Genomic DNA, 23,980 nt, shown 5'->3' on the forward strand with positions numbered 1-23,980 from the left:
CGCCCGCCCCGACCCCGCGCCCGCCCCGACCCCGGGCCCGCCCGGACCCCGCGCCCGCCCCGACCCCGCGCCCGAGCCCGCGCCCGCGCCCGAGCCCGCGCCCGACCCCGCGCCCGAGCCCGCGCCCGCGGCGCGCTGCGGTCACGCGCCCCGTGTCACGCGATGTTCGCCCGGTGGACGCCCGCACTCCCGCCCGCGCTCATCTGCTTCCTCTCCGCCCCGAAGAAGCTGGCCGGGAGCACGGCGACCCTTGCACCGAAGGGCTGAGCACACATGCACCTTCCCTACCAGCGCGGCGCGTTGCACGACCTGCCCGACAGCCCGCAGGCCTACGACGCCGTCCTCGCCGACGTCACCGAGCAGGCCCTGGCCCGGCTGACCCCGGACGGCAGCCTCGAACACCCCGCCGGCGGCGACGACATCGGCGACACCTCGCTCGGCGTCACCTCGCTGCTGGCGCTCGCCTGGCAGCGCTCCCGGGACCCGCGCCTGCCCGCGGCGGTCGGCCGCAGCCTCGCCTTCCACCTCCGCGAGCGCGTCTACCGCGAGGACAACCCCGGCTACCCCAACCTGCGACGGCGCGGCACGCAACTGCCGTACGCCCGCTATGTCCTGGAGGCGGGCGCGCACCCGATCGGCGACTGGCCCAGCACGGTGTGGGCGCTGCTCCAGGCGGTGAACGTGCTGGACGCGGCGGACGGGCTGGTCGCCGGCACCCAGCGCGTGCAACTCCTCGACACCGCGCACGGCTACTGGCGCCGGCTCACCGAGGCGACCTTCTTCAACCCGCAGGAGGCGGGCAACCAGGCCATCGGCTGTGTCGTGGGCGGCCTGATGCTGGCCCGCCATCTCCCGCCGGAACAGGGGGAGTCGGTACGCTCACGCGCGCTCACGCTGTACGCCGACGAGATCCGCGCCCGCCGGATCCGCGACCGGGGCGCGCTGCTGCCCCCCGAGCACCGCGGGGCGTACGACAACAACTACGGCCCGATCTCCCTCTCCTTCCTCGCCCAGGCCCACCGGGTCAGCGGCGAGGGGATGTTCGCCGAGGACGGGGACGCGCTGGCCCGCTACCTCGACGCCCGGCTGACCAACGGCGGCTTCGACATCGGCGGCCCCCGCTACAGCGAACAGCACTCCGGCTTCGAATCGGTCCTGGGGCTGCGCTACTTCGGCCGGCGCATCGGCTCCGACCTGGGCCGCTACCGGGGCGACAGCCGCTGGGGCCGTCACGCGACCAGGGCCGGCGACGGTCTCGACGGCCACTTCGCGTTCATGCTGGTCTGGCAGATCCAGGACCCCACGCGCTGGCACCGCACGCCCGCCGCCTCGACGGCACGGCACCAACTGCGCGCGGGTACCGTCTCGGTGGCCTTCGACGACCGGATGACCCCGACGCTCGTCGAGGCGGCGGGCACGTACTGTCTCGCCGCCGCCGTGAACCGTCAGCACGGCTTCGGACCGGTGCTCGACGGCTTCCTGATGTGCCGCCCGGCGGGCGAGGTCCGCGTCCGGGACGTGCGCGCGGACGGCCTGACGGCCAAACTGGTCACCAAGCCGGTCGTCGGCCGCGACCACGTCCTGCGCCATGTGCGGTCCCTGTACGTCACCGACGGCACGAGCCTGTGGACGACGGTCGTCGTGCAGCGGCTGGACGGTACGCCGTACCTGCTGGCCGGACTGCCCTACGCCGCCGACGACGGGGACCGGGTACGCAGGACCGCGCACGCACGGGTGACGGGCGCGGGCCCGCTGCGGCTCACCCACCCCCGCTCCACCGGGGTCGACCACTTCGACACCCGCGCCGCGACCACACAGGAGCAGGCCGCCTTCGCGTTGGCCGCCGACCCCCGGGTGTACGGCAACCCCGACGAGGGCTGGCGGCACCTGGTCTCCTCCAGCGCGCTGGAGGCGGATCCGGCCCCCGGCGCCCCGGAGCACCTGCATGTGTTCGCGGTGCGCTACGGCCCCGAGGGCGGCCCGTTCGCCCCCGCCTTCGAGGACGGCGCGACGGGCCTGACGGTCCGCACGGAGGCCTTCACCGCACTGATCGGACAGCCGGCGGGCGACGCGTCGGGGGAACCGGAACTGACGCTCCACGCCTGAGCGACGGCCGTCCCGCCCTTGCTAGGCACCTGCCGCGGCCTGTGGCAGGGCCGCCTCCGGTACCACCAGGTCGGCCCGCTCCCGAGTTCCCGCCACCAGGTCGGCGTTGCGCTGGTCCGTGCCCAGTACCCACGCCACGGCCTCCTCGTGCCCCTTGCCGAACTCCTCGTGCCGGGCCACCAGCCGCCGGATCCGCTCCTGCTCGTCGACCTCGCAGAACCACACCTCGTCCAGCTGCGGCCGTACCCGCGCCCAGGCGCCCGTCCCCAGCAGCAGGTAGTTCCCCTCCGTCACGACCAGCCGCGCCGTCGACGGCACCGGGACCGCCCCCGCGAGCGGCTGTTCCAGCACCCGTTCGAACCCGGGCGCGTACACGGGGTCGTCCCCCTCCGCCTCCTCCCGCAACCGCCGCAGCAAGGCCGCGTACCCGGCCGCGTCGAACGTGTCCGGCGCGCCCTTGCGGTCCCTGCGGCCGAGCCGGTCCAGCTCGATGTCGGCGAGGTGGAAGCCGTCCATCGGGACCTGCGCGACCCAGGCGGGCCCGTCCCCGTTCAGCTCCCGGACCAGCCAGGCGGCGAGCGTGCTCTTGCCCGCTCCCGGGCTGCCGGTGATCCCGAGGATCGCCCGCCGGCCCGGCCGCACGAGCGCGGCGGCCCGGCGCAGCAGGTCCGCGGAGGCCGGGCGCGAGGCGCCCTTCCCCGACGTCGGATCGGACTCGGTCGGCGGTGCGTCAGGGGACATGAGGCGATCATCCAGCCGATCGGACGCCCTGACCAGGGAACGGGACGGCCGAGCCGCCCGAACGCACCGGCTTCCGATTCCGCCGGCGAGCAGCCTTCAGAGTGCGTTGATCGCCGACGGCGCGCGTTCCGCGCGGGTCAGGGCGCGCAGCAGCGCCGTCCGGCCGTGCCGCCGGGCGGCGAGTCGGGCCAGCAGGGTCAGCACGGGATCGAACGCGGCGGCCGGGAGCTCCGGTGCGGGGATTCCCACGCTGACCGCCAGATCGTCCAGGTGAACGGCGAGTTCCGTCATCCGCGTCACAAGGAGGTCGTCGAGGCTCAGGGCCCAACCTGTCCGGGGCAGGAAAACAGCCCGGTCGCCCGGGATCTCCGGCAGGGCGAACCGTTGTCGGGCGAGTTCCGCTTCGGCGCGCTCGAGCAGCGCACGGACGCCCCCGGACGCGATCTCCGCCCCCTTCGCCCGGATACCGGTGTTCACCTCGGCGTCGAGTGGCGCATCGATCCACTCGGCACGCGCATAGTGCTCGAGAAGGGGGATCGGTGCCTGCCCCGACGCGGATTCCCGCAGCGCCGGAGTCACGCTGAAGACCTGGTACGCCAGATGACCGGCCAAGGCGGCGACGGACATCTCCGCCAACGCGCTCGGCTTCTCCCAGGAAGCGGCGACCTCCGGCGCGCTCAGCAATGTCACCGCCTGAGTCGCGGCACCCAGATACGCGTCTGCGAGACCCATCACGCCCCCGTCACCGGTCGGCCCCGGTACGCCGATCGGCGACCGGGCAGCGCCTCCGATGATAGGCCCGGCAACTGCGCCCGAGGCCGGATGCGGCACATCCGGGCGGACCGCGGTCGCGGCCCCCGGGCCGCGGAAGGGCTCGGTCTCGCGGCCGTGATGTGGCAAGGTGCGACGAGGTGACGGGGAGACCGCGGGGAGGACGGCATGGCTGAGCTTCGTAAAGGTGAGAACACGGCTGTGGGCTCAGGGTGCGTCACCGTCGAACTGCACGCGGTGGGTGAAGCGGTCGATCTCAGCGCCCTGCTGATCGCCGCGGACGGGAAGGTCAGGTCCGACGACGACCTGGTCTTCTACAACCAGCCCTCCGCCGAGTCCGGAGCCGTCCGGCACTTTGCCGCCGACGCCGGGGGGCCCGAGCGGATCGCCGTGGATCCGGCCGCACTTCCCGCGGACGTGGACCGGGTCGTCCTGGTGGGCAGCTGCGACCCCGACGACACGACCCGTACCTTCAGTGACGTCAAGGACGTGCTGGTACGTGCCGGGCAGGACGGGGCCGAACCGGTGCGGTTCGGCCCGCCTGCCCTCGTGGACCGCGAGCGGGCCGTGCTGCTGATGGAGCTCTACCGCCGAGGTCCGGTCTGGAAGCTGCGTGCCATCGGACAGGGCTACGCCGACGGACTGTCCGGCCTCGCCACCGACTTCGGCATCCGGGTCGAGGAGCCGCAGGCCCCCTCGGCAGGGGAGCGTCCCGATGCCGACCACGAGGGGTCCCCGCCCGTCACCCCTGCGGCGCTGCAGCCGGAGCCGGAGCCGGAGCCGGAGCCGGAGCCGGAGCCCGGCCCGCCGCCCGTCGGTGGCGCGGGGCCGACGAGCCTGCACAAGCCCCCGCTGGGCAGAGTCAGCCTCGACAAGGGTGGCCGGATCTCGATCGGGCTGGACAAGACGGACCGCGAGTCGGTGGTCACCGCCTCCCTGGAGTGGGACGGCGGCAGCGACCGGCGCCGCAGGATGGGCGCCGACCTCGATCTGTACGCCCTGTTCGTGCCCGCCTCGAAGGCCGTGCGCGGCGGGACGGCGCCCGGCACCCTCGTCAAGGCCGGTCATGTGGCGCAGGGCGAGCCGGTGCGCCCCCGGCCGACGGCCGCCGGGACCGGGGCCGCTTCGGACACGGCGAAGGAGGGGAAGGGCGGCGACGTCGTCTACTACAAGCACCTCGGTTCGGTGACGAGCCCGCCCTACATCTGCCTCGACGGCGACGCACGTGCTCCGGGCCGTGAGTCGCTGCGTATCGTGCGTCCCGAGGAGCAGGGATACGTCCTGCTGTGCGCCTACTCCGCCGTCAGCAACGGCTTCGGCTCCTTCCGCAGTTTCGGTGCGCGGGTCGTCGTCGACGACGGGCGCGGTTCCACCGTCACCGTCCCGCTCTTCGAGAACACCAAGACCCGCTACTGGGTCGCGATCGCCCTCGTCGACTTCACCGGCGCCGACGGTGCGGCCGTCCACCACATCGAGGCCTACAGCGGCCGGATGACGGAACGCCGTCCGGTCCTCAACCCGGACGGGACCATCGCGATGAACGCGGGACCGGTGGAGTTCAAGCGACGCTGACCGCCGAAGCCCGGTACCGGGACGCCGGGTCGGCGCGATGTGGCGCGTGCCACCCCGTGGACGGCGCCGGGCGGGGAACGGTGAAGGTATGACGGAGCTCGGTCTGCCCGAAGACATCATGGCCTGCCTCTTCGACCTCGACGGGGTCGTCACCAAGACCGCCGTGGTGCACGCGGCCGCCTGGAAGGAGACGTTCGACGCGTTCCTGCGCGAGCGCGAGGGCGAGCGTTTCCGGCCGTTCGACGCCGGGGCCGACTACGCCGCGTACGTCGACGGCCGTCCGCGCGCCGACGGGGTACGCACCTTCCTCGCCTCCCGTGGCATCGAACTGCCGGACGGCACGGCGGACGACCCGCCGGACGCCGGCACGGTCCACGGCCTCGGCAACCGCAAGAACGACCTGGTCCTGGAGAAGATCCGCACCCAGGGCGTCGAGGCCTACGACGGCACCCTGCGCTACATCGACGCCGTCCGCGCGCACGGCCTGCGGACCGCGATCGTCTCCTCCAGCGCCAACACCCGGGACGTCCTGCGCGCGATCGGCGCCGAGCACCTCTTCGACGTACGCGTGGACGGAGTGGTGGCCGCCGAGCGGAAGCTGCCGGGCAAGCCGCACCCCGACACCTTCCTCGCCGCCGCCCACGACCTCGGGGTGCCGCCCGCCCGCGCCGCCGTCTTCGAGGACGCCCTGGCCGGCGCCGACGCGGGCCGTGCCGGGCACTTCGGATACGTCGTCGGCGTCGACCGGAGCGGACAGGCCGACGCCCTGCGCGCACACGGCGCGGACGTCGTCGTGCAGGACCTCGCCGAACTGGGGGGCCGGGCGTGATCACGCACCGCTCGTACACCGTGGAGCCGTGGGCCGTACGCGAGACGGATCTAGACCTCGACGTGCTCGCCCAGAGCGAGTCGGTGTTCGCGCTGTCCAACGGCCATGTCGGCTGGCGCGGCAACCTCGACGAGGGCGAACCGCACGGTCTGCCCGGCTCCTATCTCAACGGCGTGCACGAACTGCACCCACTGCCCTACGCCGAGGCCGGTTACGGCTACCCCGAGTCCGGCCAGACCGTCATCAACGTCACCAACGGCAAGGTGCTGCGGCTGCTCGTCGACGACGAGCCCTTCGACCTGCGCTACGGACGGCTCGTCTCCCACGAGCGCGTCCTCGACCTGCGCGCGGGCGTGCTGGAGCGGGTCTGCGAGTGGACCTCGCCCGCCGGGACGACCGTACGGGTGCGTTCGACGCGGCTGGTCTCCCTCGCCCAGCGGGCGATCGCCGCCGTGTCGTACGAGGTGGAGGCCGTCGGCCGGCCGGCCCGGGTGGTGATCCAGTCGGAGCTGGTCGCCAACGAGAGCCTGCCCGAACCGGACGGCGACCCGCGCGCGGCCAGGGCGCTGCGCTCGCCGCTGGAACCCGAGGAGGACTTCGCCGCCGGCCGGCGGCTGCGGCTCGTGCACCGCACCCGGCGCAGCGGCCTGCGGGTGGCCGTCGCCGCCGACCACACCGTGACCGGTCCCGAGCGGACCACCACCGGCGCCGAGAGCAACGTCGACGTCGCCCGGCTGACGGTCACCTCCGTGCTGGAGCCGGGCGAGCGGCTGCGGGTGGCGAAGCTGGTCGCCCACGGCTGGTCCGGCGCCCGCTCCCGGCCGGCGATGAGCGACCAGGTCGAGGCCGCCCTGGCGGCGGCCGCGCACAGCGGCTGGCAGGGCCTCCTCGACGACCAGCGGGCCTACCTGGACGACTTCTGGGCGCGCGCGGACGTCGAGGTCGACGGCGACGAGGAGATCCAGCAGGCGGTCCGCTTCGCCCTCTTCCACGTCCTGCAGGCCGGAGCCCGCGCCGAACGGCGCGCGATACCCGCCAAGGGGCTCACCGGCTCCGGCTACGACGGCCACGCCTTCTGGGACACCGAGACCTTCGTCCTGCCCCTGCTCACCCACACCGCGCCCCAGGCCGTCGCGGAGGCGCTGCGCTGGCGGCACAGCACCCTGCCCGCCGCCCGTGCCCGCGCCGCCCAACTCGGCCTGCGCGGCGCCGCGTTCCCCTGGCGGACCATCGAGGGCTCGGAGGGGTCCGCGTACTGGCCGGCGGGCACCGCGGCCTTCCACGTCAACGCCGACATCGCGGACGCGGCGGTGCGTTACACCCAGGCCACCGGCGACACCGGCTTCGAGCGCGAGACCGGGCTCGAACTGCTGGTGGAAACCGCCCGGTTGTGGCGTTCGCTGGGCCACCACGATCCGGGCGGTGCCTTCCACATCGACGGCGTGACCGGGCCCGACGAGTACAGCGCCGTCGCGGACGACAACACCTACACCAACCTCATGGCCCGTACGAACCTGCTGGCCGCCGCCGACACCGCCGAACGCCATCCCGAGGAGGCCGCCCGGCTCGGCGTCGACGCCGAGGAGAGCGCGGCCTGGCGGGACGCGGCCCAGGCGATGCACATCCCCTACAACCACGAACTCGGCGTGCACGAACAGCACGAGGGCTTCACCCGCTACCAGCGCTGGGACTTCGCGGGCACCCGGCCCGACCAGTACCCGCTGCTGCTGCACTTCCCCTACTTCGACCTCTACCGCAAGCAGGTCGTCAAACAGGCGGACCTGGTCCTCGCCATGTACATCTGCGGCGACCACTTCGACGACGAGCAGGTCGCCCGCAACTTCGCCTACTACGAACCGCTGACCGTACGGGACTCCTCGCTCTCGGCGTGCTGCCAGGCCGTGGTCGCCGCCCAGGCCGGCCATCTCGACCTCGCCCACGCCTACGCGGCCGAGGCGGCGCTGATGGACCTGGCGGACCTGGAGCACAACACCCGCGACGGACTGCACATCGCGTCGCTGGCCGGCACCTGGACGGCGCTGGTGGCGGGCTTCGGCGGACTGCGCCGCGACGGCGGCACGCTCCGGTTCGCGCCCCGCCTGCCCGAGCGGCTGGGCCGGCTGGCCTTCACCCTCCAGCACCGCGGCCGCCGGCTGCGCGTGGAGATCAGGCAGGACAAGGCCACGTACACCCTGCTGTCCGGGCCGCCGCTGACCCTGCGCCACCACGGCGAGTCCCTGTCCCTGAACGGGGACGGTCCGCAGGTACGGCCGGTCCCTCCGGCACCGCCGCGCCCGGCCCCCGAACAGCCCGCCCACCGCACCCCGAACGCCCGCTGAGCCGTGCGGTACCGGGCGCGATGTGCGCGGAATCCCGCCCGGCTCCGCACACCTTCACGCTCGCCCCGCCGTCACACCCCCAATCCCAACTCCTTGTGCCACTTCGCGAGTTGCTGCTGTGGATCGCCGGTGTACGACCACGGCGTACGCGTCGCCCGGCGGCCGAGCATCCGCAGCAGCGCACCCGCGATGTCCTCGGCACCGGCCAGACAGGCCGCGTGCGCGAGGTGGTTGAGGTCACGCAGCTCGCTCGGTTCGGCCGGCGCGCCGAGGTCGGCGCGGTCCGCCAGCCAGCGCTGCCAGGTGCGCCGCACATCGCTCACCGCACCGGCGTTGTCCCAGTGCCGGCCCAGCCGCACCACGGTCTGGCGGCCCCCGGCCGCGTCCAGGGCGTAGCGGTACTCCTCGACCCGGGCGTACTGCACCAGCACCGGCAGCGCGCAGCCGGGCGGCGCCGCGCCCGCCGCGTCGCGGGCGAAGTCGTACATGATGCCGTGGGTGCCGTGCCAGCGCGCGGAGTAGTAGTGCAGCACCTGGAGGTGACCCTCCACGCTGTACGGGTCGCGCCGGTGCAACTCGTCCCACCAGCGCGCCAGTTCCTGCCCGCGCACCCCCGACGGGTACAGCCGGGCCACGGAGACCAGGGACACCCACGGCGTCGGGTCCTGGGGCAGGGCCTCGGCCGCCCGCAGGCACGCCACCACCGCGGTGTCCACCCGGTGCTGGTCGATGGGCACACCCCGGCCGGCCGCGATGGCCAGGGTGAAGGCCCGCACCGTCTCGGTGGCCGCCCGCAGCACCAGCGCGTCGGCGTTGTGCGGTTCGGCGGCCAGCCAGGTCTCGACCGCGGAACTGTCCGCGCAGGCCTGTGCGAGCAGCCGGACCCGGTGTCCCCGGGCGGCCCAGTCGGGGCCGGTGGCCCGCAGCAGTTCCCGCAGCCCCTGCCAGCGGCCGATAACGATGTCGTGCCGGGCGGAGGTGACGGCCGTGTCCCCGCAGTCGGGGTCGAAGTCGGGAACGAAACGGTCTCGCGCCATCGGAATCCCCTTCAGAAATCGGTGGGGAGACCCTCATGGGCGGCCGAAGCCGCGGTGGCACGGTCGGCCGGGACGTACTCCGTGGCGACCGTGCGGCTGGCGTCCAGCCGGGCGGGCCGGTAGTAGTCGCTGCCCTGCCGCCAGTACCAGATCATCGGGACCAGTCCGACGGCCAGCCCGCCGATGCCGATCGCGACGGCCGCCGCGCTCAGCTCGCCCAGCGACTCGACGAAGATCCAGAACATGAACAGGGCGCCGAACAACGGCCACACCCCGCCGAACACGAAGTGGGCGGGCGACTTCAGCAGCATCCTGCGGTAGGCGACGACCACCGCGAGGCCCGCGAGGCCGTAGTACACGGCGATCTGGAGACCGATCGCCGAGACGGCGGCCGCGAGGATGTCGCCCACCGAGCCCAGCGCGTTGGCCGCGACGAACATCGCGAGCGCCACCGCGCCGACCACCGTGATCGCCACCCACGGGGTGTTCCAGGTGCGGTGCACCCGGCCCAGCGCGGCCGGCATCGTACGGTCCCGGCCCATCGCGAACAGCGAGCGGGTGACCTGGATGAGCGTGGTCTCCAGGGTGGCGATGGTGGACAGCATCACCGCCACGATCAGCAGCTTGCCGCCCCAGCCCGGCCAGATCTCCTCCCCGAGCGCCCCCAGCACGTTGGCGGCGTTGTCCTCGATCTGCCGGGTGGACAGGACCACGTTCACCACGACCGTGAACACCTCGAACAGCAGGAACACGATCCCCACTCCGATCAGGCCCGCGAGTCCTGTCGTACGGCGGCTGTTGCGGGTCTCCTCGCTCAGGTTGCTGGTGACGTCCCAGCCCCAGTAGTAGAACGCGGCGACCAGCGCGCCCGACGCGAACCCCGACACCCCGTCGAAGTGACCGAACCCGAACCAGGACCAGTCGAAGGCGCGGGCGTTGCCCGAGTGGAAGAGCGCCAGCACCGCGAACAGGGCCAGGACGGCCAGCTCGACGCCGGACATGAGCAGTTGGGCGCGGACGGTCAGCCGCGCGCCGCCCAGCACCACACCCAGCATCACCAGGAACCAGGCCGCGCCGACGAGCGTCGACAGGGCGGTGTCGTCGGCGAGGCCCTCGTCGAAGAGCGCGAGCGTCATCGAACCGGCGGGCAGCGATCCGGCCACCATGAAGATGGTCGCCGAGACCACCAGCGCCCAGCCGCTGACGAACCCCAGGAAGGGGTGGAGCGTGCGCCCCACCCACGAGTAACTGGCGCCCGCGTTCACGTCGATGCGACCGAGATAACTGAACGCCAGCGCGATGCCGAGCATGGGTATCACGCAGTACAGCAGAGCCGCGGGACTGGCCAGACCGACCGTGCCGACCAGTACCGCGGTGGTCGCGGCCAGCGAGTAGGCCGGAGCACTGCCCGCGACCGCCATCATCACCGTGTCGAACGTACCGAGGACGCCCGCCTGGAGTCCTCTGCCCCTGCTCTTGCTCATGGCTGTGCTGCTTTCCGTCGTGCACGACGCGAGGGCGGCCGACCCGGCCCCGACGAGGTCGGGAGGTGGAGTGCGGCCGCCGTGCGCCGGAGGGGATGGCCTCGGGTCAGGGACGGCGAAGGAGCCGGTGGCCGCCGCTCGACCGCTGTGTCGGCCGAAAGATCACACCGAGTGTGCGAGTGATGATAGCCCCAACATCCCCGGTCCCGTCCCCGGCCCGGTTCCCCGACACGGTCTCCGGGCCGGTCCCGGGTCAGTCCCCGATGCGGTCCAGCTGGCGCAGCTTGTTGGTGGCGTCCAGCGCCGCGACCTTGTAGGACTCGGCGAGCGTCGGGTAGTTGAACACCGCGTTGACCAAGTAGTCGACCGTTCCGCCGCAGCCCATGACGGACTGTCCGATGTGGATCAGCTCCGTCGCCCCGGTGCCGAAGCAGTGCACACCGAGCAGCTTGCGGTCCTCGGGGGAGACCAGCAGCTTCAGCATGCCGTGCTGGTCACCGATGATCTGACCGCGCGCCAGCTCCCGGTAGCGGGCGATACCGACCTCGAACGGCACGCAGTCCTCGGTCAGTTGGTCCTCGGTGCGGCCCACGAAACTGATCTCGGGAATGGTGTAGATGCCGATCGGCTGGAGGTGGTCCATCTGACCGACCGGCTCCCCGAAGGCGTGGTACGCCGCCGAACGCCCCTGCTCCATCGAGGTCGCGGCCAGCGCCGGGAAACCGATGACGTCGCCGACGGCGTAGATGTGCGGCACCTCGGTGCGGTAGTGCTCGTCGACGGTGATCCGGCCGCGCGGATCGGCGCTCAGTCCGGCCTTGTCCAGGTCGAGTTCGTCGGTCAGGCCCTGCCGGCCCGCCGAGTACAGCACCGCGTCCGCCGGTATCTTCTTGCCGCTCTCCAGGACGGTGAGCGTGCCGCGCGCATGGCGCTCGACGGAGGCGACCGTCTCCCCGAACCTGAACGCGACGGCGAGATCGCGCAGATGGTACTTCAGCGACTCGATGACCTCGACGTCGCACATGTCGAGCATCCCGGCCCGCTTCTCGACCACGGTGACCTTGCTGCCGAGCGCGGCGAACATGGAGGCGTACTCCATGCCGATCACACCCGCGCCCACGATCACCATGGAGCGCGGAACCCCGTCCAGGGTGAGGACGTTGTCCGAGTCGAGGATCGTCTGCCCGTCGAACTCCACGGACTCGGGCCGGGCCGGCCGGGTGCCGGTCGCGATGACGATGTGCTCGGCGGTCAGCAGCTGGTCCTGGCCGTCGGCCTCGCGCACGGCGACCGTGTGGGCGTCGACGAAGCGGCCGACACCCGCGTACAGCGAGATCTGGTTGCGGGAGAGCTGGTTGCGGATGACGTCGACCTCGCGGCCGACCACGTGCTGGGTGCGCGCGGTCAGATCGCCGATGGTGATGTCGTCCTTCAGGCGGTAGCTCTGCCCGTACAGATCGCGCTGGGTGAGTCCGGTCAGATACAGCACCGCCTCCCTCAGCGTCTTGGAGGGGATGGTGCCGGTGTGGATGGAGACCCCACCGACCATGTCGGGGCGGTCGACGACGGCGACCCGGCGGCCGAGCTTGGCGGCGGCGATGGCGGCCTTCTGGCCGCCGGGTCCTGATCCGAGGACGAGCATGTCGAAGTCTGGCACCCTCGGGAGTCTGTCAGCCCGAAGGTGCCTTTCGAAAGGGTGTACCGGCTTCTCGGAACCTTTCCGCCGGACAGGCCCTAGGGCAGCAGTTTCTCGATGGCGGCGGGACCCTCCTGGTCCAGCTTCCGCCGGGCCCATTCCAGGTTGCTCGGGGTCACGTCCCGGCCAGTGGCGAGCACCAGGTCCTCCGGTGCCACCTCCGTGCCGGTGCGGGTGTGGAGCAGGTTGTCCGGGGTGACGCGCTCCCGGGACTGCCGGGACGCGTCGGTCTGTGACGTCTCCATGATCACTGCTCCTCGGGTCCGTTGGGGACTGCTTCGGCCCGGTGCCGGCACCGGGTCCACTATCACCATTCATCGCGCGGGCGCGGCGCGCATCCGGAGGAGGCGGGTGCCCCGGTACGGGCGGAAGACACCCGGATGACCCAACCGGTCCCCGTCCGGCCCGGCGAACCGCCCGAATTCCAGTGAATCCCCAGGTCAGCGCGGTGCGGCGAGATCAGGGGCGAGGATGAGGCAGGTGACGTCGTCGTGGACCGTCGAGGTGCCGCAGAACCGCTGGACATCGGCCCAGATCCGCTCGGCCAGGGCTTCGGGTTCGTCCCCGTGCTCCGCGGCGAGCGTGGCGAGCCGCTCGGGCAGCGGGTAGAAGACCCCGTCGGGGTCCCTGGCCTCCCAGACTCCGTCGGAGGCCAGCACGAGGCGGTCGCCCGGCCGCAGCCGCACCGTGCCCTCCGCGTACGAGGAGGCGTCGGGCAGCCCGAGGCCCAGCGGCGGCCTGGGGACGCTGCCGACCTCGCGGGCCGTTCCGTCGTGCAGCAGCAGGGGCGGCGGATGGCCGCAGGTCACGATCCGCACCGTGTCCGACTCCGGCGAGATGTCCAGCAGCACGGCCGTCGCGAACCGCTCGTCGCGCCGGTTCTGCGCCGCGTCCACCAGCAGCCGGCGGTCCAGCCGGCCGACGATCGACTCCAGGTCCGGGTGGTCCAGCGCCGCCTCCCGGAACGCCCCCAGCAGCAGGGCCACCGTCGCCACCGCCGCCAGCCCGTGCCCCTGCACATCGCCGAGCACGGCCCGTACACCGTGCGGACCCTCGCGTACGTCGAAGAAGTCCCCGCCGACCAGCGTGCCGTGCTGTGCCGCGCGGTAGAGGGCCGCGCAGCGCACCGGGCCGACCCGCCCGGGCACCTCCGGCACGACCGCGCGCTGTGCCGCCTCCGCGACGGTGCGCTCCAGATCGAGCTGGGCGTCCCGGCGGCTGCGCACGTACGACACGAAGATGCTCAGCAGGGCCACGAAGCAGACGGTCAGCAGGTCGGTGTTGCCCGGCCGGTTCAGCTGGAACACCGGGACGATCAGCACCGAGACCGCGAGGATGCCGAGCAGGGCCGTCGCGAGCGGCCCGTACGACAGCACCGCCAGGGGCGGGATGGCGCCCAGGAGGAAGCCGATGTCGAGCGGACTCGGGCTCAGCAGCGTGACCACCGCGACGGTGCAGATCAGGACGGGCGGCAGCGCGCGGATCCAGCGGGGCGGCGGCGCGCCCCGCAGCCAGCCCCGGCGCTCCCGGCGGGGTGACCCGGTACGCACGCTTCCCACACCACCACGCTCCTACGTCGGCCCGCGCGCCGCACGTCCGCAGACCCGCGTCCGCAGACCCGCGTCCGCCGACCGGCCGAGACCGCCTGTCCGCTCGGCGCGGGCGGCGGACGCGGCGGACCGGCGGGGGCCGCGGGTCGACATCGGCCGCTCTGCGTCGGCGGGTCCGCGGGGAGCGGCTCGCCTCTGCCGGTCGGTGTCGGCCAGTCCGCGTCCGGCGGTTCGCGTCTGCCGGTACGTGGCGGCGGGTCCACGGGGGTCGGTCCGCGTCTGGCGGTCGGTGTCGGCCGGTCCGCGTCTGGTGGTTCGCGGCTGCCGGTGCGTGGCGGCCGGGTCCGGGGCGGTCAGTCCGTGTCGGTGGTCAGCAGTGTCTCGGCGGCGGCGAGGATCTCGGTGACCCGCAGGGCGAATGCGGCGTCGCACGGGTGGGGGACGCCGGTACGGGCGGCCTCGTGCAGGGCGTCGACGGCGCGGCCGAAGGCGGGCAGGGCGCCCTCGGAGCGCTCCGGCAGCAGGGCCACCCCGTGCTCGCCCCGGAGCTCGACGGTCGTCCCCACCGCCGCGGCCGGCGCGGTGAGGCTCAGGGCCAGGGTGCTGGAGGCGCCGCCGACGTGCCGGAGGACCACGTGGACGGTGTCACCGGGACCGGGTGCCGCGGCGGTCACCCGCCGGACGTCGCCGAGCACGGGGAGCAGCACGGACAGGGCGTGCGGGCCCACGTCCCAAAGTGCCCCCTTCTCCCGTCGCCACGGCGAAGCCGCGAACGGGCTGTCGGAGGTGAACACCGCGCCGAGCCACTGCGCCCGCCCGGTGAACCAGCCGCCCACGCCCGCCTGCTCGCCGATCCAGGCCGCGGAGTCCGTGAGGAAGCGGGTGGTGAAGAAGACCACCGAGGCGACACCGGTCTCGCGCACGGCGTCGACCACGGCGCGTCCCCGCTCCACGTCGGTCGCGACGGGCTTGTCCAGCAGCAGATGGCACCCGGCCCGCGCGGCCCGTGCCGCCAGGCCCGCCTGGATGTCCGGGGGAAGGGCCACGGCCACCGCGTCGACGTCGGCGAACAGGGCGTCCACGTCGTCGTACGACCGGGTGCCGTGCTGTTCGGCCAGTTCCTTCGCCGCGTCGGCGCGACGGCCCCAGACGCCCGCGAAGTCGACCTCGGGATGTGCGGCGAGGGCGGGAGCGTGGACCTGGTGCGCCCAGGGGCCGGTTCCGAGCAGTCCGATGCGCATGCCGCCGCCTTCCACCGTGCCGCACGGTGTCTCCGGCCGGCGCCCTTGTGGCGGCCGGCCGTGGGCGAGCCTCGCACACGACCCGGCCGACATGCACGCCGGCCGCGGTGCTCGGTGGCCGGTGCCCGGTGCCCGGTGCCCGTGCTCAGGCCGCGCGGGCCGCCGGGGCGGTCCCGGGCCCGGCTTCGGGCCCGGTCCCGGGTGAGGGGCGCTCGGCAGGGTGTTCGGCGGGGCGCCCGGCGAGATGCTGACCGCGGTTCCCGGCCGCACCGCGGCGGCCGTCGCCGCGTATCAGCCGCAGATGCCGGCGCCCGCCGGCGTGCCGACGGCTCGCGCGGGCGGGACGCAGCAGGTGGTCCTCCACCCGGTCCATCACGATCAGCAGGGCGGACAGCAGCGGCAACAGCAGAACGGCGATCACGATCACGACATCCCCTCCCGGCGATCCATCACCTGCGAGTGCTCCGGTCCCGGCGCCTGATGCGTGTCCGAAAGGTGAAGAATCCGTGATGGCTCGCGGGGGGTCGGTGCTGCCGGCGAGAAACGCCCTGATCACAGGTTGCGCGAGCAATCTCCCTGTTCCGCACGGAGTTTGGCGCACGGGCTGGATCAGCCGGAGGCCAAGTCCCTAGGATGTACTGTCAGTCGTGCAGGTGGCGCGGTACGGAGCTGGGGGAGCGATGCACATGGAAAAGCAGCTGTCCACAAAGATCGACGCCAATGTGCCCACCGCCGCCAGGATGTACGACCACTATCTCGGCGGCAAGGACAACTACGCGGCGGACCGGGCGGCCTGCGAGGAGCTCGACAAGGTCGTCCCCAGTACCCGTCGGCTCGCCTTGAACAACCGGCGCTTCCTCCAGCGGGTCGTCAGGACCCTGGCGACCGACTACGGGATCCGCCAGTTCCTCGACCACGGCTCAGGCCTGCCCACCCAGGACAACGTGCACCAGGTCGCCCAGCGCGTCGACCCCCGTACGCACGTCGTCTACGTCGACAACGACCCCATGGTGCTGGTCCACGGCCGGGCGCTGCTGGAGCAGGACGAGCGCACCACCGTCATCCACGCCGACCTGCGGGCCACCGACCAGATCTTCGACCACCCGGACACCCGGCGTCTGATCGACTTCTCGGAGCCGGTGGCGGTGCTGTTCAACTCGGTCTTCCACTGCATCCCGGACAGCGAGACCGACGGTCCGCAGGCCGTCGTCCAGCGGGTGAGCGAGCGGCTCGCGCCCGGCAGCTTCCTGGTGATGTGCCAGTTGGTCAGCGAGGACGCCGAGGTCCGCGAATTCGTCACCGACTTCATGGACAAGGCCACGCAGGGACACTGGGGCCGGGTCCGCCAGGAGAAGGACGTCGCGGCCCTGTTCGAGGGCACGGACATCCTGGAACCGGGCCTGGTGGAGGTGTCCGGCTGGCGCCCCGACAGCGAGGTGGCACCGCGCCAGCTCACCCAGGAGTGGATCGAGTTCGGCGGCGTGGGCCGCCTTCGCTGACTGACCCGGCTCCGGTCGTGAGCGCCGCTCACGACCGGAGGTAGCGCCCCGCCATCGTCGCGCGCAGCAGCCGCACCGACTCACGCGGACTGAGTGCCTCGTCCGCCAGCCGGTCCAGCGCGAGCCGGTACTCCTCCGTCTCGTCCCTGTCCTCCAGGAAGTTCGCGCTTCTTATGTGCTCGAGGTAGACGACGTCGGGCAGGTCGAGCCCGCCGAAGCGCAGATAGGTGACCGGTATGGCGGGTGCCGACGCGTGCGTCACGTCCAGGGGAACGACCTGCACGGTCACATGGGGCCGCTGGGCCATCTCGATCAGGTGGGCCAGCTGTTCGCGCATCACCGTGGGACTGCCCAGCACCCTCAGCAGGACCGACTCGTCCACGACCGCCCACAGTTGTGGGGCGTCCTTGCGCGACAGCAGCTCCGCCCGGCGCATCCGCAGCTCGACCCGGCGCTGCACCTCGGCCGCCGACGCGTTCGGCAGGCCCCGCTCCACCACGGCCCGGGTGTAGGCGGGCGTCTGCAACAGGCCCGGCACGTACTGGATCTCGAAGGTCCGGATGGTCGCGGCGGCCTCCTGCAAGCCGACCAGACGGTCGAACCACTCCGGCATCAGCCGTTTGTCGTACCGCTGCCACCACCCCGGCTCGCCCGCGCGCTGGAGCAGCTTGAGCAGGACCGAGGTCGCGTAGGCGTCCGTGCCGTACAGCTCGAGCAGCGCGCGGACGTCGTGCTCCGTCGGCGGCCTGCGGCCCTTGCCCGACTCGATCCGGGAGAGCTTCGCCCCGCTGAACCCCAGGGTGCGCGCCGCCTGGTCCTGGGAGAGACCGGCATCCTCCCGGAAGCCGGCCAGCTGCACGCCGACCAGCATCTTGAGCAAAGTCGGGGCAGGCTCGGGTCTGTCCAGATAGGGTTCGAGACGGGAGATGCGATGCGACTCGGCGGACATCCTGACTCCCAGCTGACCGGCAGAAGTGCCAACCACCCTATCGCACGCTTCCGGTCTCCTTCATGTGTGGCTGGAAAGCAGGGGAGTTGATTCCGCTCTCGCTCGCCGTCCGCTGCCGAGACGGACTCACAGCAGATGGTCGAACTCCCCCTCCTTCGCCCCGGCGAGGAACGCCGCCAACTCGGCCGGCGTGTAGACGAGCGCGGGCCCGTCGGGGTCGCGGGAGTTGCGCACCGCGATGCCTCCACCGGTCAGCGAGGCGACTTCGACGCAGTTGCCCTCGGCGTTGCTGTGACGGCTCTTGACCCAGGTGACGTCCAGTGAACTGGCCCGCACACCGTTGCGTACTCCTGGCACCGACGTCTCCTTGCTGTTCGTTCCTCGCCGCTGTTCACGTTCCTCGCCGACCCCGCGTACGAGCGCTGACTTTCGCGCAATTTCTCGTGCAATTGCACGCGGAGGCCTTCAGCGTGGATAATAGCCGTGGCGTCAACCCCCGTGTGGACGCCGCAACCTGACCTCACATCAGGGGGATGCCGTGTCGTCACCTGCACCCGGAGCGGTCCGGCCGGCGGGCGAGGCCGCGCTGTCGGCGGGTGGGACCGGTATCAGTGGGGCGTCGGTGCGAACCGTCCACTCCGTATCTCTCGGGGAGCGGCCGCCGCCGGGAGCCGGCTCGTCCAGCGGCTCCCGTGCCCCGGCCGTCCCGGGTGCCGCCCGCGGCCACGGAGGGCCCGTACCCGCCCGCTTCGCCGTCCGCCGTGCCGCCGGAACATCGTCCGGGCGCGGCCCATGCCATGTCCGAGGACCCGCGCGACCACGGGAGCCGGACCGTCCGGCCCCTGCGAGCACCACCGCCCCTGCCGAGCCGTCGCCCCGCCCCCTCCGCTGACACGTCCGCCGTGGAAAGGCCCTCCGCCATGCGCCCCGCTCCGACCGCACAGCCGAGCACGCAGCGCACAGACAGCGACACACCCGCGCGGGGCGTGGCCAGGACCGCCCCCCTGATGGCCCTGGGGCAGGTGCCCTGGCACGAGATCAAGGACTCCTCCGGTTCCGCGGCCGCGATCCCCCTGCTGCTCAACAGCGTCGCCTGGGGTGACGCCGAGACGGCCGGAAGAGCGCTCGACGACTTGCGGAAACGCATCTGCCAGTTCGGCTTCGTCGTCGAGCAGGCCACCGCCGCCACCGTCCCGTTCCTCTGGGAGCTCGCCCGGCTCCCGCAGGTCACCTGCCGGGCGCAGATCATCCGGTTGCTCAGCAACATCGCCGACGCCCGCCAGTGGGAGACCACGGCCGCCGTCTACCCCAAACTGCTCAACCACCGCGAGAATCACGTCGTCTGGGAACGCAAGGCACGCCAGGCCGTCCGCGCCCGCCGCGCCGAGCTGAGCCAGCTGATGGCCGAGGACGACGCCGAGATCGCCCGCGCCACCACGGAGCTCGCCCGCGCCCTGGGGGAGTGAGTCGCCCGCACCGACCCCCTGTGCCGCCGCGACGTCCGGGGCGTGGCGGACGCCCGAGCGCCCGCCGGGTCGCCGGTCAGGCCGCGCTGCTGCGGTGGGTACGGTGCCGGCACGCCGAGTCGTGGTCGGCGCCCAGGCTGGTCCACCAGCGCTCGCAGCACGCGGCGTCGAGCTGGGAGCGGACCGCCTGGTCCAGGGCGGTGCGGCGGGTGTGCGCGGCCGGGGCCGCATGCAGCCGCCGCAGCCGGGCCACTTCACCGCGGTGGTCGCACAGGACGCTCTCGCGCAGGACGGCGATCACCGGTACGAGACTCGCGGCCACGAACAGACACCCGGCCCATGCGGGCCCGAAGCGGAACTCGAGGACGGCGGGCCAGGCCAGTCCGGAGCCGGTGGCGAGATAGAGGGCGCAGAGGAAGCGGCTGGAGCGGGACATCGGGGTACACCGTTCGTTCAGAGGGGCGTGCCCCCTGTTCAACTGCATTCGGCTGATTTGGAAGCGGGCGGCTTCGGACGCGGTGCATGTCCGGCGGCGGAGCGGGCAGACGGAGCGGACATCCGAGAGAGGGGCGTCGCGTGCTGGTTCCGGACCCGAAGGTCGTCAGAAGACTGCTCACCCGCTACGCGTCGTTGCAGATCGCCCGTGCCGAGCGGGACGCCTTGGCCGCCTCGGCCCGGGAGTTGGAGGACGTCAGCTACACCCTGTGCGTCCTGATGGGAGCAGAGGGGGTGCGTGAGGCGATCGCGCGCGCCGACGCCCTGCTGGTGTCCGGGGCGTCCGGGGCGCACGGAAAGACCGGTGTGTCGACGGCTGTCCGGTTCTCCCCCGTCTCTCCCGGAATTAACACCGGGGTGTGCGAGGGCGCCTAGACTCGGCAACCGTGCCGAGGCGCAGCAGCGCAAGAGGCGTACCAGACGAAAGGCACGTTGCCCGGTGTTCCACGATTCCCCCATCTACGACCGACTCATCGCGGAACGCGGAGACGTTCCCGGCCAGGTGCGCCGGGAGGCCGAACGTGTCAGCAGGGAGTTGGAGATAGTGCTGCGGCCGACGCAGGCGCTCGGCGGCTATCCCGAGACCGCGTCGCGTGCCTCCTCGCCCGGTGCCGGGTGGCAGCGGACGGCCCTGATGCCGGGGCAGTAGCCGCACTGACCGGTCCTGGGGGCGCGGGCCGGGGTTCACGGCATGGCGGTACCGGTGCAGTTGGCGTGTTCCGGGTGCGCGTCCGCCACCGGCCGGGCCAGCCATCGCGCGATGGCATGGGCGATGGGCTGGCCGGTGTCCACCTCGACGAACCCGAACTGGCCCGACTGGTTGCACTCCAGGAACCACCAGGTGCCGTCGGCGTCCTCGGCGAAGTCGAAGGCGCCGTAGGCAAGTTCCGCCCCGCGGAGGTAGGCCCGTACCCCGTCGGCGATCCGCGGCGGCACCTCGACGGGGCGCCACGGCACGGCGGGTGAGGCGTAGCGCACGTCCACCAGGTCCGGATCGGCGTCCGGGTCCGCCGCCTTGCGGGCCGCCAGCATCCGCTCGCCGACGACGGTCAACCGGATGTCGGCGCTCTTGGCGACCCGGCGCTGCAGCAGGGTCGGGCCGTACGCCACGGCCGTGAAGTCGGCGTCCGGAGCCACCCGGCTGGTCGGCACCGCCCGGGGCGGGTCCTGCGGATGCGCTCCCGAGACGGGCTTCACGACCAGATCCGGATAGCGTTCCGCGAACTCGCGGGCGGCCTGCGGGAAGGTCGTGATCAGCGTGGCCGGGACGGGCAGTCCGGTGCGCTGGGCGAGATGCAGCTGCCAGGGCTTGTGCCGGGCGCGCACGGCCGCGTCGGGATGGTTCATCCAGCGTGCGCCGCTGCCGCGGAGCATGCCGTAGAGGGCCTGTGAGGACTCCTCGGCCAGCCAGGCGGAGGCGCCGGCGGCGTTGGCGGCCGGGGCGCCGGGCCTGCGGACCCAGACGGAACGCAGGCCCTCGATGCTCACCAGGCGCCCCGCGGAGGACAGATGGCCGCGAAAGGAGCCGTGGACGTACTCGCCGGACAGCGCGACGCCGTTGGTGAGATCCGCCGGGTCGAGGCGGACCACGGGGACGCCGGTCGCGTTCAGGTGGACGATCACCATGTCCGTCGTGACGTCTTCTTCACAGGTAAGGATCAGTACGGTCATTGTCGGCCGCTCGTGTTCAGTCGTCGAAGTGGGTCTTCGAGCCCGCCGTCGAGGTCGTGGTCCCGAGTTCTCTCAGCAGGGCGTGGTCGCGGGCGGCTATCCGACCGTCGAAGAGTACGTTCAACTGCCGTCCGGAGTCGTAGGCGTACGGAGTCACGAACTCCAACTCCGCAGCTGGGCGTGCGTAGTTGAGCGCGAACGGTTGCATGGTCTCTCCCTCTTCGGTACTGCCTCGATCAAGCGGTGTCGCCCGGCCGTGTCACTCGGCCCGTTGTCTTCGTGCGACCCCCAGGTACTTATACGAATCGAACGGGTGATTGGTTTCCTTACTCTCCGTGACATTTGGCGCGAGGAGCGCCGGTTGGTCAGCCCTCGGCACCGAAGCGGTCGGGAGAACGGTGCAGCGTGCGGAGGGCGAGCAGGAGCACTCCGATGTCGTCGAGATAGACCGGATCGGGCAACAGATCGGTCGGCAGTACGAAATACAGGACCGCGCCCCAGAAGACCCAGCGCGGCCCGGTCGGGAGTCCCGCGCGGCGCAGGCCCCGCCTGGCCCGGACCAGCCGCACCAACACCCCGACGGCCAGGGCGAACAGAAGCGCCGCGACCACCGCGGCGACGGTGATGAACGTGGTGGTCGAATCCACGGACCCTCCCTCGCGCGGTCTGCCGCGCCGTGTCTGGTCTACCCCGGTTCTTTTCCCCCGTCTTTGGTAGTCGAATGCCCGTTTTTGTCGGCGGAAAGCACGTTTGCTGCGGCCGCTTCACCCGGCTGCTCCAACCCGGCGGCGCGGGGCGCGCCGGTACCTGGTCATGAGCCGAGCCGAGTCGGGTACCGCTCCCCGGGGGCGTGAGGACGACCGCGCCCCGACTGAGCGCGCCACGGCGTCGGTTGAGCACTCTCCGTGACGGTCGGGGCGGGTCGGGAAGGCCGCGGCCCGCACCGCGCCGGACGGGCCCGATGCTCCGGGTCTCCTGCGCGGTGCGGGCCGTCGGAGGTCAGCCGTTGCCGAGCCGCAGGTCCGTCCTGCCTCTACGCCTGCGGCTGTGCCTGTTGTTCGGCCTGTGCCCGCTCCGCGTGCGGCCGCTCGGTCCGCGGCCTTTCGTGCTCGGCCAGCAGTGCGTCGAGCACGTGCAGGGCGCGCCAGGCCCGGGTCATCCCGAACGGCGCGGTGGCACGGACGGCGGCGCGGACCTCGTCGGGCGTCGCTCCCGCGCCCAGCGCGCGGCCGACATGGGCGCGGAAGCTCTCCTGGAGGGTCTGGTAGAGGACGTCCACCGTCATGGTGGCGAACGCCCGCTCGCGGACGCTGATCCGGGACATGTCGGCGCGCATCCGCGACTGCAGGTCCATGTAGTCGGCGAAGTCCGGGTCGAGGGCGCGCACCTCGGCCCGCATCGCCATGGGAAGGGGGCTGCCCGTGCCGTCCGCGTCCACCCGGTGACCCTGGCCTGTCGGTCCGGGCAGGCCGTGCACGCGTTCGATCTCGGCCAGCCGCTCCAGGGCGGCCAGCGCCGCCGGGTAGCCGCTGTCGTAGGAGATGAAGCGCAGCAGCTCGCGCAGATCGTCGGCGTCGACGCCGACGTCCAGGGCGGCCCGTACATGCATCTCGAACGGCATCCCGAGGGTCTGTTCGCAGACGTCGGCGACGAGGCTGAGGAGTGCGGACTCACGCGGCGTCAACTGCGGTGCCGCACGGATGAGTCGGTAGGTCGCCGCGGCCATCTCCGCTAACACCGGGTCCAGTTGCCCGACCGTGTCCTGGGTCGGCAGTTTCATGGTGACTCCTTGAGTGAACATCTGTAGGGCTACGACCGTAGCCTTAAAGATGTCCCGAATACAATGACCGACCATGGATGCGACGACTCCGGCCCGAACCACCACCCGTACCGAGCCGCGCGGCCGCAACCCGCGGGGCCAGGGCGAACGGCTGCGCGGCGAGATCGTCGAGGCGGCGCTGCGGCTGCTGGACGAACTCGCCGATGACCAGGCGCTGTCGCTGCGGGCGATCGCCCGTGAGGTGGGCATCGCCGCGACCTCCGTCTACATCCACTTCGCCGACCGCGACGCACTGGTGCTGGCCGCGCTCGAGCACTGCCACGCGGGCCTTTTGCGTGCGGTGGACGCCGCGGAGGCGGGCGTCGACCCGGTGGCCGCCCTGCGAGCCCGGACGGCGGTGCTCGGTGCGTGGTCGCGCGAGCATCCGGGGCTGTACAAGGTGCTGCACGAGAGCACGCTCAACCGGCGAAGGGACATGCCCTTCAAGGAGGAGATGGCCGAGCGCACGACCGCGGCGATCCGCCGCTGCATGGATGCCGGGCTGGCGCCGCGCGGCGACGCGGAGACCGTGTCCCTGGATCTGCGCACGGCCGTCCACGGCGCGGTATCGCTCCGCGTCAACGAGCCCGAACTGCCCTGGCCCCCGTTGGAGGAACAGGTGGACCGGTTCCTGGTGAAGCTCGTCGGTGTCCCGTCCGCGCGGAACGGCGACGCGCAAGCCTGACGCGGTGGCGGAGTGAACCGGTTCGGTGCT

The 23,980-nt window shown here is 72.5% G+C and carries 25 protein-coding genes; 9 read left to right on the forward strand and 16 right to left on the reverse strand.

Features of this window, described 5'->3' with window-relative positions; translation table 11 throughout:
- Positions 1-273: 273 nt before the first annotated feature.
- Positions 274-2,106, forward strand: a complete 1,833-nt coding sequence (locus tag ABT085_RS14755) for a hypothetical protein (protein ID WP_351606482.1) — start codon at positions 274-276, stop codon at positions 2,104-2,106.
- Positions 2,107-2,127: 21 nt separating this feature from the next.
- Here ABT085_RS14755 and ABT085_RS14760 read toward each other — a convergent pair whose 3' ends face one another.
- Positions 2,128-2,847, reverse strand: a complete 720-nt coding sequence (locus tag ABT085_RS14760; RefSeq protein ID WP_351606484.1) for a nucleoside/nucleotide kinase family protein — start codon at positions 2,845-2,847, stop codon at positions 2,128-2,130.
- 96 nt (positions 2,848-2,943) lie between these two features.
- Positions 2,944-3,678 carry a maleylpyruvate isomerase N-terminal domain-containing protein gene (locus ABT085_RS14765; RefSeq protein WP_351606487.1) on the reverse strand — a complete coding sequence of 245 codons (735 nt, stop codon included), beginning with the start codon at positions 3,676-3,678 and terminating at the stop codon, positions 2,944-2,946.
- Positions 3,679-3,786: 108 nt separating this feature from the next.
- Here ABT085_RS14765 and ABT085_RS14770 point away from each other — a divergent pair, with 108 nt between their 5' ends.
- The 3 genes from ABT085_RS14770 (at position 3,787) to ABT085_RS14780 (ending at position 8,358) form a co-directional block, all read left to right on the forward strand.
- A complete protein-coding gene (locus ABT085_RS14770) occupies positions 3,787-5,190 on the forward strand; it encodes a TerD family protein (protein ID WP_351606490.1) in 1,404 nt (467 codons plus the stop codon).
- An 88-nt stretch (positions 5,191-5,278) separates the two neighbouring features.
- Positions 5,279-6,019 (forward strand): beta-phosphoglucomutase family hydrolase, encoded by a 741-nt coding sequence (locus ABT085_RS14775; RefSeq protein WP_351606493.1) that lies wholly within the window; start codon positions 5,279-5,281, stop codon positions 6,017-6,019.
- Positions 6,016-8,358 carry a glycoside hydrolase family 65 protein gene (locus ABT085_RS14780; protein ID WP_351606496.1) on the forward strand — a complete coding sequence of 781 codons (2,343 nt, stop codon included), beginning with the start codon at positions 6,016-6,018 and terminating at the stop codon, positions 8,356-8,358. The genes ABT085_RS14775 and ABT085_RS14780 overlap by 4 nt, the downstream gene beginning before the upstream one ends.
- 71 nt (positions 8,359-8,429) lie before the next feature.
- On the opposite strand, the gene ABT085_RS14785 is transcribed toward ABT085_RS14780, so the two are convergent.
- The 7 genes from ABT085_RS14785 to ABT085_RS14815 all read right to left on the reverse strand — a co-directional run bounded on the left by ABT085_RS14785 (position 8,430) and on the right by ABT085_RS14815 (position 15,793).
- Positions 8,430-9,395: a hypothetical protein gene (locus ABT085_RS14785; RefSeq protein ID WP_351606499.1), complete on the reverse strand. Its 966-nt coding sequence runs from the start codon at positions 9,393-9,395 to the stop codon at positions 8,430-8,432.
- Between the two features lie 11 nt (positions 9,396-9,406).
- Positions 9,407-10,879 (reverse strand): APC family permease, encoded by a 1,473-nt coding sequence (locus ABT085_RS14790; protein WP_351606502.1) that lies wholly within the window; start codon positions 10,877-10,879, stop codon positions 9,407-9,409.
- A 253-nt stretch (positions 10,880-11,132) separates the two neighbouring features.
- Positions 11,133-12,536 carry a Si-specific NAD(P)(+) transhydrogenase gene (gene sthA / locus ABT085_RS14795; RefSeq protein ID WP_351606504.1) on the reverse strand — a complete coding sequence of 468 codons (1,404 nt, stop codon included), beginning with the start codon at positions 12,534-12,536 and terminating at the stop codon, positions 11,133-11,135.
- Positions 12,537-12,613: 77 nt separating this feature from the next.
- Entirely contained in the window at positions 12,614-12,820 is a 207-nt protein-coding gene (locus ABT085_RS14800) for a hypothetical protein (protein ID WP_351606507.1), read from the reverse strand.
- Between the two features lie 195 nt (positions 12,821-13,015).
- The gene (locus ABT085_RS14805; protein WP_502982730.1) at positions 13,016-14,134 is read right to left on the reverse strand and encodes a PP2C family protein-serine/threonine phosphatase; all 1,119 of its coding nucleotides are present in this window, start codon (positions 14,132-14,134) and stop codon (positions 13,016-13,018) included.
- Positions 14,135-14,478: 344 nt separating this feature from the next.
- Positions 14,479-15,366 (reverse strand): Gfo/Idh/MocA family protein, encoded by an 888-nt coding sequence (locus tag ABT085_RS14810; protein WP_351606510.1) that lies wholly within the window; start codon positions 15,364-15,366, stop codon positions 14,479-14,481.
- 145 nt (positions 15,367-15,511) lie between these two features.
- Positions 15,512-15,793, reverse strand: a complete 282-nt coding sequence (locus ABT085_RS14815) for a hypothetical protein (RefSeq protein WP_351606513.1) — start codon at positions 15,791-15,793, stop codon at positions 15,512-15,514.
- A 253-nt stretch (positions 15,794-16,046) separates the two neighbouring features.
- Between ABT085_RS14815 and ABT085_RS14820 the strand changes: the two genes are divergently transcribed.
- Positions 16,047-16,865 carry an SAM-dependent methyltransferase gene (locus tag ABT085_RS14820; RefSeq protein ID WP_351606516.1) on the forward strand — a complete coding sequence of 273 codons (819 nt, stop codon included), beginning with the start codon at positions 16,047-16,049 and terminating at the stop codon, positions 16,863-16,865.
- Positions 16,866-16,893: 28 nt separating this feature from the next.
- Here ABT085_RS14820 and ABT085_RS14825 read toward each other — a convergent pair whose 3' ends face one another.
- Together ABT085_RS14825 and ABT085_RS14830 are read right to left on the reverse strand one after the other, a co-directional pair.
- Positions 16,894-17,814, reverse strand: a complete 921-nt coding sequence (locus ABT085_RS14825) for a helix-turn-helix domain-containing protein (RefSeq protein WP_351606518.1) — start codon at positions 17,812-17,814, stop codon at positions 16,894-16,896.
- A gap of 126 nt (positions 17,815-17,940) precedes the next feature.
- A complete protein-coding gene (locus ABT085_RS14830; RefSeq protein ID WP_152887440.1) occupies positions 17,941-18,171 on the reverse strand; it encodes a DUF397 domain-containing protein in 231 nt (76 codons plus the stop codon).
- A gap of 563 nt (positions 18,172-18,734) precedes the next feature.
- Here ABT085_RS14830 and ABT085_RS14835 point away from each other — a divergent pair.
- Entirely contained in the window at positions 18,735-19,280 is a 546-nt protein-coding gene (locus tag ABT085_RS14835) for a hypothetical protein (protein WP_351606520.1), read from the forward strand.
- Positions 19,281-19,356: 76 nt separating this feature from the next.
- Here the strand turns inward: ABT085_RS14835 and ABT085_RS14840 are convergent, their stop codons facing one another.
- On the reverse strand, positions 19,357-19,716 hold the full coding sequence (locus ABT085_RS14840) for a hypothetical protein (RefSeq protein ID WP_351606522.1): 360 nt from the start codon (positions 19,714-19,716) through the stop codon (positions 19,357-19,359).
- A 140-nt stretch (positions 19,717-19,856) separates the two neighbouring features.
- Between ABT085_RS14840 and ABT085_RS14845 the strand changes: the two genes are divergently transcribed.
- Together ABT085_RS14845 and ABT085_RS14850 are read left to right on the forward strand one after the other, a co-directional pair.
- Complete coding sequence (locus ABT085_RS14845) at positions 19,857-20,150, forward strand: DUF5133 domain-containing protein (protein WP_351606525.1); 294 nt, start codon at positions 19,857-19,859, stop codon at positions 20,148-20,150.
- A 64-nt stretch (positions 20,151-20,214) separates the two neighbouring features.
- Positions 20,215-20,424 (forward strand): hypothetical protein, encoded by a 210-nt coding sequence (locus ABT085_RS14850; RefSeq protein WP_351606527.1) that lies wholly within the window; start codon positions 20,215-20,217, stop codon positions 20,422-20,424.
- 35 nt (positions 20,425-20,459) lie between these two features.
- On the opposite strand, the gene tgmB is transcribed toward ABT085_RS14850, so the two are convergent.
- From tgmB to ABT085_RS14870, 4 genes are all read right to left on the reverse strand, one after another.
- The gene (gene tgmB, locus ABT085_RS14855; RefSeq protein ID WP_351606530.1) at positions 20,460-21,446 is read right to left on the reverse strand and encodes an ATP-grasp ribosomal peptide maturase; all 987 of its coding nucleotides are present in this window, start codon (positions 21,444-21,446) and stop codon (positions 20,460-20,462) included.
- A 16-nt stretch (positions 21,447-21,462) separates the two neighbouring features.
- The gene (gene tgmA / locus ABT085_RS14860) at positions 21,463-21,654 is read right to left on the reverse strand and encodes a putative ATP-grasp-modified RiPP (RefSeq protein ID WP_152887452.1); all 192 of its coding nucleotides are present in this window, start codon (positions 21,652-21,654) and stop codon (positions 21,463-21,465) included.
- A 157-nt stretch (positions 21,655-21,811) separates the two neighbouring features.
- Complete coding sequence (locus ABT085_RS14865) at positions 21,812-22,093, reverse strand: YkvA family protein (RefSeq protein ID WP_351606533.1); 282 nt, start codon at positions 22,091-22,093, stop codon at positions 21,812-21,814.
- Positions 22,094-22,479: 386 nt separating this feature from the next.
- Positions 22,480-23,226 (reverse strand): carboxymuconolactone decarboxylase family protein, encoded by a 747-nt coding sequence (locus tag ABT085_RS14870; RefSeq protein WP_351606536.1) that lies wholly within the window; start codon positions 23,224-23,226, stop codon positions 22,480-22,482.
- Between the two features lie 73 nt (positions 23,227-23,299).
- On the opposite strand from ABT085_RS14870, the gene ABT085_RS14875 reads away from it, so the two are divergent.
- Positions 23,300-23,950 (forward strand): TetR/AcrR family transcriptional regulator, encoded by a 651-nt coding sequence (locus ABT085_RS14875; RefSeq protein WP_351606539.1) that lies wholly within the window; start codon positions 23,300-23,302, stop codon positions 23,948-23,950.
- The last annotated feature ends 30 nt before the right edge of the window (positions 23,951-23,980 follow it).

The organism is Streptomyces sp. NPDC002265 (genome assembly GCF_040296125.1).
In the GTDB taxonomy this organism is placed as follows: domain Bacteria; phylum Actinomycetota; class Actinomycetes; order Streptomycetales; family Streptomycetaceae; genus Streptomyces.

Bases quoted from the DNA above. Each gene is read 5' to 3' on its own strand.
- ABT085_RS14870 (WP_351606536.1), bottom strand. From the start codon at position 23,226: ATGAAACTGCCGACCCAGGACACGGTCGGGCAACTGGACCCGGTGTTA.
- ABT085_RS14760 (WP_351606484.1), bottom strand. From the start codon at position 2,847: ATGTCCCCTGACGCACCGCCGACCGAGTCCGATCCGACGTCGGGGAAG.
- ABT085_RS14840 (WP_351606522.1), bottom strand. From the start codon at position 19,716: ATGTCCCGCTCCAGCCGCTTCCTCTGCGCCCTCTATCTCGCCACCGGC.
- ABT085_RS14755 (WP_351606482.1), top strand. From the start codon at position 274: ATGCACCTTCCCTACCAGCGCGGCGCGTTGCACGACCTGCCCGACAGC.
- ABT085_RS14775 (WP_351606493.1), top strand. From the start codon at position 5,279: ATGACGGAGCTCGGTCTGCCCGAAGACATCATGGCCTGCCTCTTCGAC.
- ABT085_RS14810 (WP_351606510.1), bottom strand. From the start codon at position 15,366: ATGCGCATCGGACTGCTCGGAACCGGCCCCTGGGCGCACCAGGTCCAC.
- ABT085_RS14790 (WP_351606502.1), bottom strand. From the start codon at position 10,879: ATGAGCAAGAGCAGGGGCAGAGGACTCCAGGCGGGCGTCCTCGGTACG.
- ABT085_RS14785 (WP_351606499.1), bottom strand. From the start codon at position 9,395: ATGGCGCGAGACCGTTTCGTTCCCGACTTCGACCCCGACTGCGGGGAC.
- ABT085_RS14770 (WP_351606490.1), top strand. From the start codon at position 3,787: ATGGCTGAGCTTCGTAAAGGTGAGAACACGGCTGTGGGCTCAGGGTGC.
- ABT085_RS14875 (WP_351606539.1), top strand. From the start codon at position 23,300: ATGGATGCGACGACTCCGGCCCGAACCACCACCCGTACCGAGCCGCGC.
- ABT085_RS14835 (WP_351606520.1), top strand. From the start codon at position 18,735: ATGCGCCCCGCTCCGACCGCACAGCCGAGCACGCAGCGCACAGACAGC.
- ABT085_RS14800 (WP_351606507.1), bottom strand. From the start codon at position 12,820: ATGGAGACGTCACAGACCGACGCGTCCCGGCAGTCCCGGGAGCGCGTC.
- ABT085_RS14820 (WP_351606516.1), top strand. From the start codon at position 16,047: ATGCACATGGAAAAGCAGCTGTCCACAAAGATCGACGCCAATGTGCCC.
- tgmA (WP_152887452.1), bottom strand. From the start codon at position 21,654: ATGCAACCGTTCGCGCTCAACTACGCACGCCCAGCTGCGGAGTTGGAG.
- tgmB (WP_351606530.1), bottom strand. From the start codon at position 21,446: ATGACCGTACTGATCCTTACCTGTGAAGAAGACGTCACGACGGACATG.
- ABT085_RS14825 (WP_351606518.1), bottom strand. From the start codon at position 17,814: ATGTCCGCCGAGTCGCATCGCATCTCCCGTCTCGAACCCTATCTGGAC.